This is a genomic window from Leucobacter muris, from assembly GCF_004028235.1.
GTDB classification, from domain to species: domain Bacteria; phylum Actinomycetota; class Actinomycetes; order Actinomycetales; family Microbacteriaceae; genus Leucobacter; species Leucobacter muris.
In genome coordinates this window covers 1,317,233-1,334,359 of sequence record NZ_CP035037.1, presented here as the reverse complement: position 1 = coordinate 1,334,359, position 17,127 = coordinate 1,317,233, and the positions used below count along the sequence as shown (strand labels likewise).

Annotated in this window: 10 protein-coding genes and 1 tRNA gene; 5 read left to right on the top strand and 6 right to left on the bottom strand. The window is 71.2% G+C overall.

The window, feature by feature from the left end; translation table 11 throughout:
• The first annotated feature begins 62 nt into the window (after positions 1–62).
• On the top strand, positions 63–869 hold the full coding sequence (locus tag Leucomu_RS06300) for an ABC transporter permease (protein ID WP_017884873.1): 807 nt from the start codon (positions 63–65) through the stop codon (positions 867–869).
• A gap of 4 nt (positions 870–873) precedes the next feature.
• Complete coding sequence (locus Leucomu_RS06295) at positions 874–1,659, top strand: ABC transporter ATP-binding protein (protein ID WP_017884872.1); 786 nt, start codon at positions 874–876, stop codon at positions 1,657–1,659.
• 27 nt (positions 1,660–1,686) lie between these two features.
• Here Leucomu_RS06295 and Leucomu_RS06290 read toward each other — a convergent pair whose 3' ends face one another.
• Positions 1,687–2,919: a hypothetical protein gene (locus Leucomu_RS06290; protein ID WP_128386693.1), complete on the bottom strand. Its 1,233-nt coding sequence runs from the start codon at positions 2,917–2,919 to the stop codon at positions 1,687–1,689.
• A gap of 108 nt (positions 2,920–3,027) precedes the next feature.
• Here Leucomu_RS06290 and Leucomu_RS06285 point away from each other — a divergent pair, with 108 nt between their 5' ends.
• Complete coding sequence (locus Leucomu_RS06285) at positions 3,028–4,023, top strand: glycosyltransferase family 2 protein (protein ID WP_051066226.1); 996 nt, start codon at positions 3,028–3,030, stop codon at positions 4,021–4,023.
• A 42-nt stretch (positions 4,024–4,065) separates the two neighbouring features.
• Here the strand turns inward: Leucomu_RS06285 and Leucomu_RS06280 are convergent, their stop codons facing one another.
• The 3 genes from Leucomu_RS06280 to Leucomu_RS06270 form a co-directional block, all read right to left on the bottom strand.
• Complete coding sequence (locus Leucomu_RS06280; RefSeq protein ID WP_128386692.1) at positions 4,066–6,435, bottom strand: CDP-glycerol glycerophosphotransferase family protein; 2,370 nt, start codon at positions 6,433–6,435, stop codon at positions 4,066–4,068.
• A gap of 21 nt (positions 6,436–6,456) precedes the next feature.
• Positions 6,457–8,082, bottom strand: coding sequence for a S1C family serine protease (locus Leucomu_RS06275; protein ID WP_017884869.1), 1,626 nt, complete (start codon positions 8,080–8,082; stop codon positions 6,457–6,459).
• 164 nt (positions 8,083–8,246) lie between these two features.
• The gene (locus Leucomu_RS06270) at positions 8,247–10,343 is read right to left on the bottom strand and encodes a DUF11 domain-containing protein (protein ID WP_128386691.1); all 2,097 of its coding nucleotides are present in this window, start codon (positions 10,341–10,343) and stop codon (positions 8,247–8,249) included.
• Positions 10,344–10,719: 376 nt separating this feature from the next.
• Here Leucomu_RS06270 and Leucomu_RS06265 point away from each other — a divergent pair.
• A tRNA-Met gene (locus Leucomu_RS06265) sits at positions 10,720–10,796 on the top strand.
• A 313-nt stretch (positions 10,797–11,109) separates the two neighbouring features.
• Here the strand turns inward: Leucomu_RS06265 and Leucomu_RS06260 are convergent.
• Positions 11,110–14,163 (bottom strand): UPF0182 family membrane protein, encoded by a 3,054-nt coding sequence (locus Leucomu_RS06260; RefSeq protein ID WP_128386690.1) that lies wholly within the window; start codon positions 14,161–14,163, stop codon positions 11,110–11,112.
• A 218-nt stretch (positions 14,164–14,381) separates the two neighbouring features.
• Positions 14,382–15,470: a YlbL family protein gene (locus Leucomu_RS06255; protein WP_128386689.1), complete on the bottom strand. Its 1,089-nt coding sequence runs from the start codon at positions 15,468–15,470 to the stop codon at positions 14,382–14,384.
• A gap of 393 nt (positions 15,471–15,863) precedes the next feature.
• On the opposite strand from Leucomu_RS06255, the gene Leucomu_RS06250 reads away from it, so the two are divergent.
• Positions 15,864–17,066, top strand: coding sequence for a zinc-dependent metalloprotease (locus Leucomu_RS06250; RefSeq protein ID WP_228407312.1), 1,203 nt, complete (start codon positions 15,864–15,866; stop codon positions 17,064–17,066).
• Positions 17,067–17,127: the final 61 nt, after the last annotated feature.

Genomic DNA, 17,127 nt, shown 5'->3' with positions numbered 1-17,127 from the left:
GCGGGCGCGCCGCCGTGGACGCGCCTGCCGACGGAACCCCGAAAAACCGGCAGAATGGCTGTGTGACGTTTTCCTCCGAGCCCCGGTCGACGCGGTCGACGCGGTCGACGCGCAAGCGAGCCTGGTCGTCGCTGTGGCTGCTGACCCGGCGCGATCTCAAGGTTCGCTACTCCACCTCGCTGCTCGGCTACCTCTGGTCGATCCTCGATCCGCTGCTGATGAGCCTCATCTACTGGTTCATCTTCACCCAGGTGTTCAGCCGGTCCGTCGGCGAGACGCCCTACATCGTCTTCCTGCTGACCGCCCTGCTGCCGTGGGTCTGGTTCAACGGGGCGGTCTCCGACTCGACGCGCGCATTCCTGCGCGACGTGAAGCTGGTGCGCTCCGTAGCCCTGCCCCGCTGGATCTGGGTGGGTCGCATCGTCTGCTCGAAGGGCGTCGAGTTCGTGCTGAGCCTGCCCGTGCTCATCGCGTTCGCGATCGCGACCGGGGCCACCGTCGGGTGGGAGCTCGTGCTCTTCCCGCTGGCGGTGCTGATGCTCGCGACGCTCACACTCGGGGTCGGCCTGCTGGTCTCGCCGCTCGTCGTGTTCTTCCGCGACTTCGAACGCGCGACGAAGCTGATCCTGCGCGTGCTCTTCTACGCCTCCCCCATCATCTACGGCGCCGCCGACCTGCCCGAGTTCGCCCGGCCGCTCGCGTGGCTCAACCCGCTCTCGGGCATCTTCGCACTGTTCCGCGCCGGGTTCTTCCCCGACCAGCTTGACTGGGCGCTCGTGGGCGCCTCCGCCCTGGGCACGCTCCTCTTCCTCGTGATCGGCGTGCTCGTGTTCCGACGCTCCACCGGCGGCGTCCTGAAGGAGCTGTGACACGATGTACGAACTCGACGAGAACATCGGCCGCTCAGACTCCCCCGATGCGCCGCCCATCATTTCCGTGCAGAAGCTCGGGGTGCGCTTCCGACGCAACAAGGGCTCACGCCGCAGCTTCAAGGATCTCTTCTCGGGGCGGTCGCGCCGCAATCGCCCGGGCGAGTTCTGGGCGCTGCGCGACGTCTCCTTCGAGGTGCGGCCCGGCGAGGCGATCGGCGTGGTGGGCCGCAACGGGCAGGGCAAGTCGACGCTGCTGAAGCTCGTCGCCGGCGTGCTGCTGCCCGACGAGGGCACGGTGACCGTGCACGGCGGCGTGGCTCCGCTCATCGAGATCACCGGCGGCTTCGTCGGCGACCTGACCGTGCGCGACAACGTCAACCTCGCCGCGGGCCTGCACGGGCTCAGCCGTCAGGAGATCGCCGCGCGCTTCGCCGACATCATCGATTTCGCGGGCGCCGAAGACGTGATCGACACCCCGTTCAAGCACCTCTCGAGCGGCATGAAGGTGCGGGTCGCCTTCTCGGTCATCTCGCAGCTCGACGAGCCCGTGCTGCTCGTCGACGAGGTGCTCGCCGTGGGCGACCGGGCGTTTCGGGCGAAGTGCTATCGGCGCATCGAAGATCTGCTCGCGCAGGGGAAGACCCTGTTCCTCGTCTCGCACAAGGAGGGCGATCTGCGACGGTTCTGCTCGCGGGGGCTGTACCTCGACAAGGGGCGGCTCGCGCTCGACGCGCCGATCGACGAGGTGCTGGATCGCTACAACGCCGATCACCCCGTCGGCGGTTAGGGGCCGCGGCTCGCGTGCGGGGCTCCGCTACTCCGCCGTCTGCCTCCGCCGCCACTCGTCGGCTTTCGCCAGCAGGCCCTCGATCGCGCCGTGGAAGCGGCGGGTCGGCGCCCCGGGCGAGGTGTCGCCGAAGTAGTGCTGCGACCACGTGCCCAGCCGCTCGCGGGCCGCATCGTCGCCGATCACCCGGTCCAGCACCGCCGCGATATCGCCGGCCTGATCCGCGTCGAGCCACTCGCACACGCTCAGGTAGCCGCCCTCGTCGACCTCGGCCTCGGGCGCGACCGGGCGGGTCACCATGAGCGGCTTGCCCGTGGCGAGGCGGTCGTAGACCATCGCGGAGATGTCGCAGATGGCGACGTCGGGCAGGCTCAGCTGCCAGCCGAGGGCGGGCGAGGTGTCGTACACGTGCTGCGCCGCCGGATCCTGCTGGTTGGCCTCCTGCAGCATCGCGATGATGCGGGTGTTCGCGGCCCCGAACTCGGAGTCGACCACGCCGCTGCGCGGGTGGGGCCGATACACCACGCGGTGCCGGCCGGTGGCGATGAGCTCGCGCACGAGGGCCTCGCCGTGGGTCGCCACGGATCCGTAGCACGCCGCCGGCCGATCGCCCTCCCAGGTCGGGGCGTAGAACACGACGGTGCGCTCGTCTGGCTCGAACGGCGGGGTGCCGCCCAGGTGATCGGCCTGCGGGCGGCCGATCGGGATCGTGCGCCGATCCACGTCGTAGTCCCAGAGCGCCTTCGACAGGCGGGCCTGCGCGGCGTCGCCCGCGACCAGTGCGAAATCGTACGTCTTGTACTGATTGCTGGTCATGTACATCTTGTCGCTCTCGCCGTGGTTGATGAACACGTGCCAGCGTCGGCCGTAGCGCATCATCTGGAAGTTGCGCGTGTTCTGGTTCACGTAGAGGATCACGTCGAGGGGCTGCTGCTCGATCACCCGCTCGAGGTCGGTGACCTTCTGCACGAAGGCGACGTCGAGGCCGCTCTCCTGCATCAGCTGCCGAGCTCCGGCCGGGTTGCGGGCGAGCACGAGCACCGGCCAGTGCTTCGAGAGCTCCTGCAGCGGCGCGTACCACTGTCGCATCTGGTAGATGTTGACGTCGCTGTCGGCGAAGTAGACGCCCACGCGGAAGCGCTGTTCGGGCAGGGGGCCCTGCTCGAGGATCAGGTTGCGCAGTTCGAAGTAGGCCCGTCGTCCCTTCAGCACGCGCTTCGCCAGTCGCACCGCGCGCTTCGCATCTTTCGCCAGTTGCATCCCTCCAGAATATCGCCAGTCCCCGTGAGACCCGTGACACGGAGGCTGTGGGAGGATCGTGGGGTGATCCTGCCGCCCCTCCCTGAGCTGCCCGCCGTGAGCTACGTCATGCCGGTGCTCAACGAGGAGGGGTATCTGGAGACGGCGGTGCGCACGATCCTCGACCAGGATTACGCGGGCGAGAAGGAGATCGTGCTCGCTCTCGGCCCGTCCCGCGACCGCACCGACGAGATCGCCGCGGCCCTCGCGGCGGCGGATGCGCGCGTGCGTCTCGTTGAGAACCCGCAGACGCACATCCCGGCGGGCCTCAACCTCGCGATCGCGGCGAGTCGCCACCCCGTCGTGGTGCGGGTCGACGCGCACTCGGAGCTCACCCCCGACTACACGCGGCGCGGCATCGAGGCGCTGGGGCGCGAGGGCGCGGCGAACGTCGGCGGCGTGATGCGGGCCGCGGGGCGCGGGGCGGTGCAGCGCGCGATCGCCCGGGGCTACAACAGCCCGTTCGGGCTCGGGGGCGGGGCGTACCACGGCGACGGCTCGGCGGCGCCCGCCGAGTCGGCGTACCTCGGCATCTTCCGTCGCGAGGCGCTCGACGCCGTCGGCGGCTACGATCCCGCGATCCTGCGCGGCGAGGACTGGGAGCTCAACCTGCGGATCCGCCGCGCCGGCGGCCTCGTCTGGTTCGAGCCCGCGCTCGGCGTCACCTATTGGCCGCGCGCCTCGCTCGGCGACCTCGCTCGGCAGTTCTTCGCGACCGGCACATGGCGGGCCGTGCTCGTGCGGAGGTACGGGCGGGCGAACCCCTGGCGCTTCTTCGCCCCTGGGGCCCTGGTGCTCGGGCTCGCCGCAAGTCTCGTCGGCCTCGTGCTGCTCGTCTGCGGGGTGCTGCCCTGGGGCTCCGCCTGGTCGCTGCTGCTCGCACCCGCCGCGCTGTACCTGCTCGGGATCGCGTACGCCACGATCAGGATCCCGGATCAGCGCGGGCTGCGCGACCACCTGCTCACCGCCGCGACGCTCGTGACCATGCACCTGAGCTGGGGCTCCGGTTTTCTGCGGGGCATCACTCTCGGCGGCGGCCGAGTGGTCGACCGCTCGCGGGTGTAGCGGCCCGGACGAACGCGAGCGGCCGCCGGCACCGCCCGCCGCTCAGCCGAGCGCGCCCCGCTCGACGAGCGCCCTCACCACGCGCTCCGAGGCGCGACCGTCGTCGTGCGGGTTGAAGCGCTCCCGCCAGGCCGCCGCAGCAGGGGCAGACCGTCGCACCCAGTCCGCGGCCACGCCGAGCTCCGCGAGCTGCCGCGCGCACTCGACCACCTCGGATCGCTGCGACAGCAGCGGCCCGGGAGCCTCGCGCTCGAAATCGAAGGTGAAGCCTCGCTCACGGTCTCGGTAAGCCGCGAGATCGGGCACGAAGAAGACCGTCGGCAGCTGCGCGATCGAGGCGTCGAACATGATCGACGAGTAATCGGTGACGAGCAGATCGGCCGCGAGGATGACGTCGTTCACGTCGGGGTGCTGCGACGCGTCGACCACCCGGGCGGTCGCGCCTCCGTAGCGTCCGAAGGCGTGCGTGCGCGTGTGCCCGCGCGCCACGACGGTCCACTCCTCGCCGAGCTGCTCGGCGAGCGCGCGCACGTCGAGCTCGTCGACGAGCGTGAGACCGCCGTCGCGCCAGGTCGGCGCGTAGGCGAGCACTCGGGCGTCGGGGTCGATGCCGAGCGCCGCCCGCGCGGTGCGCACGGCGATCGGGTTGCGCTCGCTTCCGAGCATCGCCTGGGCGAGCCGGTCGTCTCGCGGGTAGCCGGTCTCGAGGATCTCGCCCCGGAACGCGTAGCTCGAGCGGAACTGCTCGGTCGAGTGGGGGTTCTGCGAGAGCAGGAGACTCCAGCGGCGGCTCTCGCGGCGGATCGCCAGGCGGGTGCGCAGACCCACGTTCGGGCGGCCGAGGGCGAGGTGCTTGAGCATCGTGCCGTGCCAGGTCTGCATCACGGTCTGGCCGCGGCGTCTGCGGAACCGGTAGCGCAGCCAGTCGTTGACGACGAGCAGCCTGGCGGTGCGCCGCGCCGCGAACCATTCGCGGCCGCCGACGAGCAGTGGCACGGCGCCCTCGGGCACTCGCTGCCGCTCGCCGGTGACGCTCCAGTAGCGGGTCAGCTGCGGGAAGCGGCGGGAGATCTCGCGGTCGAGGGCGAGCGGATTGCAGCTCACCTGGCGCCCGTAGAAGCTCTCGAAGAACACCGATGCGGGGGTGACGAGTTCGCGCAGCGGAGTGCGCAGCCGGATGATCTCGGAGAGCACCCTCGCCGCCGCTCCCCCCTCCGGATGGGCGTGGAAGCGGGTGGCGAGCGAGCGCGCGTCCGCCTGCGCCGCCCGCGCCGCGAGCACGCTTCCGCTCAGCTCCGCGAGGCGGCGCGCCACCGAAGTCCAGTCGCGCTCGACGCGACCCGCGGCCGTCACCGCGAGAGGCTCGTAGAGGCCGCGGGTGGCGGTGTAGTGCTCGAGGTCGGGCGCGAACCACACGATCGGGCGCCCGAGCAACGAGAAGTCGATGGCGATCGACGAGTAGTCGGTGACCACCGTGTCGACTCCGCCGAGCAGCGGAGTGATGTCGCGCACGCGGTCCGCGCCGAGCAGGTGCACCCGCTCGCCGACCATCGGCTCGTATGCGCCGCTGCCGAGGGGGTGCGAGCGGATGAGCAGGTGGGCGCCGCTCTCGGCGAGGGTGCGCCGGATCAGCGCGACCTCTGCGGCGTCGGGCGCCGCGGGGTCGGGATCCCCGTCTCGCCAGGTGGGCGCGTAGAGCACGATCACGTCGGTGTCGGCGACGGCGGATCCGGCCTCGCCGAGGGCCTCGAGCAGCCGCGCTCGCGCTGCGGCCGCGGCCTCGGGGTCGCGCGCCTGCTGTGCGAGTGCGTCGTCGCGAGGGTCTCCGAGCACGCGCACCTTGCCCGGATCGACCCGGAACGCCGAGCGCAGCCGCTCGGCGGCGGTGACGGAGCCCGCGACGAAGAGGTCGATCTCGCGCGAGCCCGCGAGGTACATGCGGCGCAGCAGCGCCCGCACCGGGGCCGGCCCGCGCACCGCCGTGGTGACGGGCGAGTCGAGATGCAGTCGTTTGAGGGGCGCCCCGTGCCACAGCTGCACGACGGTGGCGCCGTAGACGCCGAAGCGGTTCGCGTCGCCGAGACCGTGGGTCACCACGACGCGGCTCGCCCTGAGGGTCTCCCAGTAGCCTGCCCGGCCGCGGCGGGGCACCGCTTCGAAGCCCTCCGCTCGGGCGAGTTCGGCCTCGGCATCGTCTGCCACGAGCCAGACGATGCGGGCATCGGGGTCGGAGGCGCGCAGGGCTCGAGCGAGGGGCAGCGCTCCCTCGCCCACTCCGATGCCGCTGCCGAAGACCCAGCGCTGCTCGCCCCGCGGAACGAACCACGAGACGAGCAGCGACAGCAGGTATTTGGGAAGCGCGAGCAGTTTGGCGAGGTTGCCGCTCGCGAAGCTGAATCCGGCGGTACTCATCGGATTCAGCTTAGCGTCGAGCTACCACTCCAGCGTGCCGAGGGTGGCCTCGGTCTGCTGTTCTTCACCCCCGCGGGTGTAGTCGATGGAGACGGTGCTGCCACCGGGGTGCATTCGCACGAGGGCCGAGACCGAGGTGCCGTCGACCGCGGGCACGCCGTCCACCGCCGTGATGACGTCTCCGGCGCGCAGACCGGCGCTGTCGGCGGCGCCGCCGCGGGTCACGTCGACGAGCAGACCGCCCGCGTGGTTCGCGTCCTCGTCGGTGTCCTGGCTGGAATCGGCGACCGAGGCGCCGAGCAGGCCGTGCGAGGGCTGCTCGCCCGCGATGATCTCATCGGCGACGCGGGTCGCGAGGTTGACCGGGATCGCGAAGCCGAGGCCGTCGCTGCCCGCAACGCCCTGCGAGCTCGTGGGCGAGGCGATCGCGACGTTGATGCCGATGAGCTCGCCGTTGCCGTTGAGCAGCGCACCGCCCGAGTTGCCGGGGTTGATCGACGCGTCGGTCTGGATCACAGGGAGCGTCACTGTGCCGCCCGTGGTCTGCTGCTGTTGCTGCTGCTCGCCCTGGTCCGGAAGACCGAAGCGGAAGTCCCACGGGCTGGTTCCACCGCTGCCCTCGTCGTCCTGGGGCGTCGGATCCTGCGGTACGAGCGCGCTGCCGACCGAGATGCCGCGGTTGACGGCGCTGACGACACCGCTGGTGACCGTGTTCGCGAGGTTGAGCGGCGCGCCGATGACGACGGCGAGATCGCCCACGTTGAGCTCGTCGGAGTCGGCGACCTCGATCGCGGGCAGCCCGTCGGCGTCGACCTTCACCACCGCGAGGTCGGAGTACGGCGCGGTGCCGACCACTTCGCCGTCGAGGATGCGTCCGTCGCTCAGCTTGACGCGCACCTGCGGATCGAAGGTGGCTCCGTCGAGCGTGACGACGTGCGCGTTGGTGATGATGTAGCCGTCTTCGCGGTAGATCACGCCGGAGCCCGACCCCGAGGCGCCGTCGCTCGTGACCTGCAGCGTGACGACGCTCGGGGTGGCGACCGCGGCGACGCCCGAGATCTGCGTCGCGTTGTCGGCGTTGTTGAGCGTCAGCGTGCCGGTGCCGCCGCTCTCGGCCACCGTCTGCGGCGCCGCGTTGGAGGCGACGATGGCCGCCACGCCGCCGCCGACCACGCCGCCGAGCAGCGCACCGATGGCGAGTCCCGCGAGCAGCGCACCGCTGCGGCTCTTCGGCTGCGCGTGCGCGGTGGTCGATGTCTGCGGAGCGAACTGCGGCTCCGCGTGCGACTCGTGCGACGGGTGCTGCGGCTGGCCGGGCTGCGAGTAGGCGCCCTGCTGGTCGTGCTGAGGGTAGCCCTGCTGGTTCGGAGAGGACTGCTGCTGGTATGCCTGCTGCGCGTGCTGATCGTGTCCGTGGAGCGGCGTCGGATGCTGCGGCTGAGCGCCCTGCGGCTGCCCGTGCCACGAGGCCTGCTGATCCGCGAGGCTCTCGGGCAGCGGGGTGGTCGGCTGCGTGGCGTGCGGCGCCGGCTGCTCCGGCGCGGCGGAGGCGGGCTGCTGCGGCGATGCGGCGCCCTCACCCGCCCCCGCAGGAGTGCCGGTGGTGTGCTGAGCGCCCGGGTGGTCGTGCTCGGGGTTGGTCGTCATGGGGGCTCCCTTCTCGTAACCCCTACCCTGGCCTGCGAACTTATGAATTGCATTTACGAGCACTGCGTGTCAGCTGCGGATCGCGGCGCGGATCCCGTTTCTGCTCGCCGCCTCGAGTCGCCGGTCAGCGGGGAAGGCTGCCTCGCGCGCTTGTACGGGCGGCCCTACCCCAGCCCGGACCCCTTCCCTCTCGCTCGGCGCCTCCTGTCGCGCACGACGGCGGCACCCGCGATGGCGGTGCCGCCTACGAGCAGCAGGCCTCCGGCCGCTGAGAGCAGCAGCAGGCCCTGCTCGCCGCCGGTCACCGCGAGCATCGACGACCGTTTCGCGGGGACCGGCCCCTCGGACACGGGGTTCGGCGCCGTCGGCCGCGGCTCGGCCGCTCCGGGCTCGGGACTCGCCGCCGGCGCGATCCGCGGCTTCTCGAGCACCGTCGTCACCTCGTCGCAGCGGTCGCGGTCGGTCTCGAGCGTCTCGTTCGCCTCGCAGGGATCGGCGTCCGTCCGGGGCGGCAGCACGTTCGCCTCGACCGTCGCACGGTTGACGTGCTCACCGTGGCCGTCGGGCCCCGCCGCCAGCGGCAGCTCGGCCGTGAACTCGACTGCGGCTACCGCACCGCCGTTGAGCGAGAAGCCGTCCCACAGGCCGGTGGCCGGATCGAAGACGCCGGCGGGCGCCCCGGCCGGCACGGCCGCCTCCCCCGTCTCCGGCAATCCGGCCTCAATCACGACGGGCGGGTCTACCACTTCGATCCCGATCGCGTCCGCCGGGAAGATGTCGCGCACCACCAGGCTCTCGGCCCACGCGTCGATGCCACCGGCGTTGCGCACCGCGATCCGGTACCGCACGGTGGCCGACGCGCCGTCGTCGGCGAACACCGCCTCCCCCACCTGGGACTTGTCGATCTGCAGCGCCGGAGGCGGGCCCAGCGGCGCATCGAGCTCCACCTGCGAGCACTCGGTACCCTCGGCGAGCAGCACCGCCCCCGCGACGCACTCGCCCATGCCCGGCAGTCCGAACGCGTTGACCGATGAGGCGATCCGCGGCAAGCCCGCCTCCAACCAGGCGGCGTAGTCGAACGGCACCGACGCGGTGATGCTCTCGCCGGGCTGCAGCGACGGGTAGGCCCAGGTGCTCCCCTCGACCGTGCCGCTCGAAGGCTCCACGATGGTCAGCTGCTCGGCCGCCTCCTGCCCGTTCACGAAGAAGCGGTCGATCGCGGTGCCGGCGCGCACCACGTAGCCGGATGCGCCGGAAGACGGGTTGCTGATGCGCAGCAGGTACCCTCGGTCGCCGTCCAGGGTCTTCTCGAACAGGGGCGGTCCGACCGTGCGCGCCCCACCGCTCACGGAGCCGTAGCCGGTGTCGGAGGTCACGAGCACCGGTGCCCCATCGCCGACTCGGAATGCTCCGGCGATCTGTCGATTGGCCGGGTCGAGACTCTGCCCCGTCATCGCGGAGCCGCCGGTGACGTGCACGACGAATCGCTGCTGCTGACGTATCTTCGGGGCGACGAAGCCCACGCGCACGTCGCCGTTCGGCAGCTCCTCCACGGTCATGCCGTTGTGGGAGTCGAAATGCTGCTCCGTGCCGACGATCGGGCGCGTGCGGTCCTCGCTCACCGCGTAGGCAGCGGCACGGAGCGTCTGCGGGTCGAGCCGGTACTCGTGCGGGTTCGACAGCACCACCTCGATGCGACGACCGCCCTCGGACGCGGCGGGCTCGTCAGCGCGGTGCGCCAGCTGCCACATCAGCGCGGCGCCCGGCGTCGCCGCATAGGCGGAGGTGACTCCCATGGGGGCGAGCTCCTCCAGCACGACGCCGAGCTCGCCGTTCTGAACGGGGATGCAGGTCGAGACGCGGCCCGCGAGGTTCTCGCCCAGCACCGGAGGAGCGCCGAGCCCGTAGAACTCGTAGAACGCCGAGATCGACACGCTCCGATCGACAAGGCCGTCGACCGCGGGCAAGAACTCGTAGTCCACCCACGTCGAGGCCCGATCGTCGGCTCCGTAGGCCGTTGCGCCGCCGACGCTCCGCGCGACCCGCGTGCCGTCGATCTCGAGGAACGGCGGGCGCGCCGCGTACACGTTCTCGAAGTCGATGCGGATGCGGTCTCCTGCGGCGACCGATGGTGCGAGCTCGAGCTCGAGGGTGTAGTCCCCGATACCCGCGTGCCAGCGGAAGTGCCGCAGCTTGTAGTCGTAGAGCACGGAACCCGCGGAGCTCTCGACCGTCTTCTTCGAGATCGCTGCTCCGGTCACCGCGCACTCGTTAGCTGCCTGCGCCCCGCTCTGCGGGACGGCGGGGGTGAGGAAGCCGACGCCCGAGAGGATAGCTCCGACGGCGGCGAGCCCGGCGAGGCGGAGCAGCCTGCGAGGCGCGCAGAATCGTGGTGCGATGAGATCGCGGATGCCGCTTGATGGCGGGAGCTGCGGCCTTCGGGTCGGCGGCGGGTCGAGGCGGTTCATGAGGTTCCCTTCGGTGAGACGGTGTGGGTTTCGATCCGCCCCGCCGCACCGGCACGCATCTCCCCCGATCCTGCCCGCCGCCCGCGCACCGGAATCCGCACTGTCCACAGGCGGTGTTCCGGGCCGATTTGCATTCACTCGGGGCGCCGTGTAAAGTAAATTCTTGTGCCGCGGGGTGGAGCAGTTCGGTAGCTCGCCGGGCTCATAACCCGGAGGTCGTAGGTTCAAATCCTGCCCCCGCAACCAGTTGAGAAGAGGCTCCCGAAAGGGAGCCTCTTCGCTTTTCCGCTGCGTTTCCCGCGCCGGAGCCCTCGCTCACCGCGTCGAACGGCCGTCTGCGTGGCGACGCCCGCGAAACGATTCGCGCCTCTGCGCGGCTCGGAACGGCGCGCGCGGGTGAGTCCGCATAGACCCGCACCGGCGTGCGGGAGAATCTTCGCCCAGTGCGTTCAGGCTCTCATGTGAGCGGAGTCCCGTGCGCCACCGCGCAGCTCCCACACGCGAAGGCGGCCGGGCCGAGGGTTCCCCCTCGACCCGGCCGCCTCGTCGGTGCGGAGCCCTACTCCGCCGCCAGCGCCTCCTCCAGAGCGGTGCGCAGGCGCGCATCGGCTTCGCCGAACGCGGTCCAGTCGCCGTCCTGCATCGCCTGGTCGCGGTCGCGGATCGCCTGCTGCATGTCGCGCAGCGCGTCGTCGAGCGAGACCGCACCCCCGGTCGAACCGCCGGTGCCGCCCGTCGCGTCCCCGGTGTCCTCCGAGCCGGTGTCGTCGCCGGTCTCGCCGTCGACCGGATCCTCGGTGGTGGGGGTGGTGCCGCCGTCGCCGGCGCTCGCACCCGAGTTGCCGCCGAAGAGCGCGTCGAGGGCGGCGTCGAGGGTGTCCTCGAAGGCGATCTGGTCGCCGAAGGCGACGAGCACCTTCTGCAGGATCGGGAAGCTCGTGCCCGACGACGCCTTCACGTAGACCGGCTGCACGTACAGCAGGCCGCCGCCGACGGGCAGCGTCAGCAGGTTGCCGCTGATCACCTGGCTCTCGCCCTGACGCAGGATGTTGAGCAGGCGCGAGACCTCGGAGTCGGTCGTGAAGCTGTTCTGCACCTGGCCGGGGCCGGGGATCGGGTCGCCCTTCGGGAGCGTCAGCAGCTTCAGCGTGCCGTACTCCTCGGAGACCTCGCCCGCCTGCGATCCGGCGTTCGAGTTGGCGGCGAGATACCCGGTGAGGATGTCGCGCGAGCCCTCGCCCTGCTGGTCGGGGATGTAGGTCGAGTAGATCGAGAAGTTCGGCTCGGCGTCGGCGCCCGCCGCGAGCGTCAGGTAGTACGGCGGCTGGGCGAGCGCCTGCGCCCCCGCTCCCGCGCTCGAGACGGGATCGTTCGGCGTTCGCCAGCGATCCTCGGCCGAGTAGAAGGCGTCGGCGTCGGTGACGTGGTACTCGCCGAGCATCGCGCGCTGCACCTTGAAGAGGTCGCTCGGGTAGCGCACGTGCGCGAGCAGATCGCCGCTCATCTCGGAGACGCTCTCGAGCGTGCCCGGGAAGATGTTGCCCCACGCCTTGAGCAGCGGATCCTCGGCGTCCCACGCGTAGAGCTTCACGGAGCCGTCGTAGGCGTCGACCGTGGCCTTCACCGAGTTGCGGATGTAGTTGACCGGCTTGGACAGCGGGTCGGTGCGCTCGTTGTCGGCGTCGACCGTCAACGCGTTCATGTCGGTCACCTCGGAGTAGGGATAGTCTGCCGAGGTGGTGTAGCCGTCGATGATCCAGACGATGCGGCCGTCGACCACCGAGGCGTAGGGCGCCCCGTCGACGGTGAGGTACGGTGCGACCTTCTGCACGCGGTCGACCGGGTGGCGGTCGTACAGGATCTGCGATCCGTCGACCACGGCGCCCGAGAGCAGCACCTCCATGTCCTGGAACTTCAGCGCGTAGATGAGCTTGGTGAAGAGGTTGCCGAGTTCCGGCCCGCCCTCACCCGAGAAGGTCGTCATGTTCTGGCGACCGCCGCCTCCGGCGCTCTCCTCCTCCTCGGTCTCGACGACCTCGGTCTCCTGAGCCGTCTCGCCTTCGGCGGGCGCCTCGGCCTCGGCCGGAGCGGCGCCCTCCTCGTCCTCTGCGGAGGCCTCGGCCGCGCTCTCGGCGTCTGCGGGGAAGTCGAGCTCGATGGCCCGATCCCGCTCGCCGCCCACGATCGAGTACTCGGGCGAGTTCATGCCGAAGTAGACGCGGGGCTCGAACTTGCCGAGCTTGCCGCTGGTCGGGATGCCGTTCTCGAGGAAGACGGGCTCGCCGCCCGGCGAGCGCTGGTTGCCGAACGCCGCCACGAGGCCGTAGCCGTGGGTGTAGACGAGGGTGCGATTGTACCAGCCGTCCTGGTCGCTGATGTCGATGTCGCGGATCGCCGAGACCGTGTCCTCGACCTGGCCCTCGATCTCGTAGCGGTCGACGCTGAGGGTGGTCGGAAACTTGTAGTACTGGCGGATCTGCTCGAGCTGAGCGAACGTCGGCGACACGATCTCGGGGTCGATGATGCGGATGTTCGCCGTGGTGACCGCATCGTTGCGCAGTGCGCCCGGCTCGGCGTCGGTGACGGCGTCGTAGCGCTCGACCTCGACGTTCTCGATGCCGTAGGCGGCCCTCGTCGCCTCGATGTTGCGCTCGATGTACTCGGCCTCGAGGCTCTTCTCGTCGGGTCCGACCTGGAACTGCTGCACGGCCCACGGGTACCCCATGCCGAGCACGATGCTCGAGACGAGGAACAGCGCGGTGCCGATGACCGGCAGCCGCCACTTGCCGGTGAACGCGGTGATGAGGAACAGCACCGCCACGATGAGGGCGATGCCCGCGAGGATCTGCTTGCCCGGGATCACCGCATGCACGTCTTGGAACAGGGCGCCCGTCCACCGGCCGCCGTTGTCGGCGAGCGATGCGTACTGGTCGAGCCACAGGCTGCCGGCCTGCAGCACCAGGTAGAGGGTGGCGATCACGGCCGCCTGGATGCGGGTGGCCTTCGACACGCGCACGTCGCGACCCGAGAACGAGATGCCGCCGTAGAGGTAGCTGGTGGCAACGCCTGCGATGAGCGCGATGAGGGTAACCGCCGAGGCGAAGCCCACGATGCCCTGCAGCATCGGAAGGTCGAAGAGGTAGAAGGAGACGTCGAAGCCGAACTGCGGATCGGTCTCGCCCGTGGGGGCGCTGTTGAGCCAGAGCAGCGCGCGCTGCCACTGCGTGGCCGTGCTGATGCCCGCGAACAGGCCGAACACGGCGGGCAGCGCCCACTTCACGAGCCGGCGCAGCGGCTCGAACAGCTCTTGGTAGCGGTCGAGCTGCGCGGTGAGGCGCGCGTAGACGGGGCGCTTGCGGTAGGCGACGTCGATCGCGAAGAACAGCGGCACCGCCATGCCCGCGAAACCGATGAGGAACATCACCCCCGCCGCGATCCACTGCGTGGTGAGCACGGGCAGATACCCGATCTGGCGGTACCACAGCACCTCGGCGAACACCGAGGCGACCGCGAGGAAGCCGAGGATCAGCAGCACCACCAGCACGACGGTGATGGCGAGCGGGGAGATTCTGCGTCGAGTGGCGGCCGGAGCGCCTGCGTTCTGGTCGGTCACGTCTTCGAGTTACTTCCTGTCCTGAGTGCGCGCGTGAGGCGCGCCGGGCGGGTGCTGCGGACCACCCTATCGGTCGCCGCTGACAAAGCGCCGGGCCGAACCGCACTTCGCCGCCGCGCCCGCGGGGATGCCGGCCTCCGCGCGACGCCCGCTCGGCGACGCGATTCGAGGCCCCGTTCTCGCGCGGGACCCCGGGCCCGGGAGGCTCCGGAGAGCGCTCAGGCGCCCGCCCCGCACCGCTCGAGCCCCGCGGGCTCCTCCCCCGCCGCCACGACCTCCACGGCCGAGATCGCCTCGTCGAGCGTGGCGACCGGCGCGATCCTGAGCCCCTCCGGTCGCCGCTCGGGCAGGTCACCGCAGTTGCCGATCGGCATGAGGAAGAGGTCGCTCTCGGCCCGATCCGCCGCCCACATCTTCTGGGCCAGGCCGCCGATCGCGCCGACCTCTCCCGTGCCTGAGATCGTGCCGGTCGCGCTGATGATCGACCCGTCGACCATCGTGCCCGGAGTGAGCCGCTCGACGAGACCGAGCGCGAAGACGAGGCCCGCGCTCGGGCCGCCGATCTGGGAGAGGCTGATGTCGACCTCGTTCGGCAGCTCGTAGCTGGAGGCGATCGTGGCGCCGATCAGCGGCTCGTCACCGCCCTGCGGGATCCGGGGCTCGATCACCGCTTGCTGCGGAACTCCCTCGCGCTCGATGCCGAGCACGATCCGCCCTCCCGCGCCGGCATCGGTCACGAGCGCCCGCAGCTCGGCGAAGTCGGCGATGGGGGCGCCGTCGGCGGTGAGCAGCACGTCGCCCTCCCGCAGCACGCCGTCCGACGGACCGTCCTCGATCACCGCCGCGACACTCAGCTCGACCGGCACGGCTTCCCCGAGCCAGCGGAACGCCGCGGCGGCCGCCTGCATCTGCGACGAGTCCATGTACGCGGCATTCTGAGTCTGCCGCTGCTCGAGCGTCACCCCCTCGGGGTAGAACTCGGCGACGGGCGCGACGCGCTGCGCCGGGTCGAAGAGCGAGGGGACGAGGGACAGCCAGCTCCTCGGGTGCGCGGGATCGCCGAGGATCGAGACCGTGAGCAGGTTCAACTCGCCATCGGCCTCGTACAGCTCGGCGTCCTCGACCGCGATAACGGGCTCCACCTCGCCGTCCTCGAGCTCGACCTCGCCCAGCGTGTTGACCACCGGTCCCGGCCGCTCGACCACGAAGGGCGAGGGGATCAGCGCGGCCAGCAGCACGGCGCACGCGACCAGCGCGAGGGTGATCATGATGCGCAGGCGACGGCGTTCGATCCGGTCGTCGTTCACTGATCTCCTCCACGGGGCCCGTCGCTGCACCGGGCCCGGAACTTCACTGCCCGCGGCTTCGCGAGGGCCGATGCGTCGCCCCGCCTGTTCGCAGTCGGCGCAATGGGATTCGCCGAGCGACGGCCAATCTAGCAGGCGGATCTGATGGACGTGCCGTAGCGTGGTCGGCGACGCACGAAGCGGAGGAGCGGGTAATGAGCGAGAGTGACCACGACAACTCTGGCAGCCGGGGTCCGGAGGACTTCGAGGAACTGCAGCGCATCCTCCGGGAGATGCTCCAGGGCGGCGGCGCGGGGGCGAACGGCATGGACGCGGAGCAGTTCGCGAAGGGCCGCCGGCATCCCGGTCGACCCGAAGACGCTGCAGGGGCTGTTCAGCACGCTGCAGGGCGCCATGCAACACCCCACCGACGAGATCGACTGGTCGACCGCGCGCCGCACCGCGATCGAGGTCGCGAGCGACGGCGTCCCTGCCGGCGATCCGGCACCCGCGATGCGCGCGTTCCCCGTGGCCGCGCTGTGGCTCGACGAGGCCACCGAGCTGGGCCCCACCCCCGACGCGCCGCGCACGCTCACCCGCATCGAGTGGGTGCAGCAGTCGGTCGACACCTGGATCAGCCTGGCCGAACCGGTCGCCGAGTCGATCACCGGCGCGCTCATGAACGCGCTGCAGAGCCAGATGCCCGAGGAGCTGAGCGACGCGCTGCAGGGGGCGACCCCCGTGCTCCGCAGCGTGGGCGGCGCACTGTTCGCGGTGCAGCTCGGCACGATCGTGGGCCGGCTCTCGGGCGAGGTCGTGTCGGCGGGAGACATCGGGATCCCGCTGCTCTCGGGGCCGGGCCGCGAGGGCGGCGCGCTGCTGCCGAGCGGGGTCGCGGCGTTCGCGGAGGGGCTGGATCAGGACGCCGAGGCGGTCACGCTCTACCTCGCCGTGCGCGAGCTCGCGCACGCGCGGCTGTTCCGGCACTCCAAGTGGCTGCGGCTGCACCTGCTCACGGCCATCACCGATTACGCGCGCGGCATCCGGATCGACACCGATCGCATCGAGGAGATGGCGCGCGACATCGATCCGCAGCATCCCGAGCAGATCCAGGAGCTCATCTCGAACGGCGCGCTGATTCCGCCGAAGACCGAGGCGCAGGAGGCCGCGCACGCGCGGCTCGAGACGATGCTCGCGCTGATCGAGGGCTGGGTCGACGTCGTGACCGCGGAGGCGGCGAAGCGAATCCCCGGCGCAGATGCGATCGCGGAGATGGTGCGGCGGCGGCGCGCGACCGGCGGTCCCGCCGAGCACGCGTTCTCGGCGCTCGCGGGGCTCGAGTTGCGGCCCCGGCGTCTGCGCGATGCGGCAGCGGTGTGGCGGCTCGTCGCCGAGCGCAGCGACGCCGCGACGCGCGACGGGCTGTGGGCGCACCCCGACCTGCTGCCGACCGCCGAGGAGCTCGACCACCCGGCCCGTCTGCTCGAACGACTCGGACTGGCCGGCGCGGCGCCGGACGCCGAGACCGACGAGTTCGACGCGGCGCTGGCCCAGCTGCTCGACGGCGAGCTGCCGCCGCACGAGGGCGGCGAGGACGGACAGGGCCGCCCGGCCTGACCCGCCGCGGGTTCGCCCCGCTGACGCGAGCACTTCGCTCACAGTCGGGTGGATCCGGTGC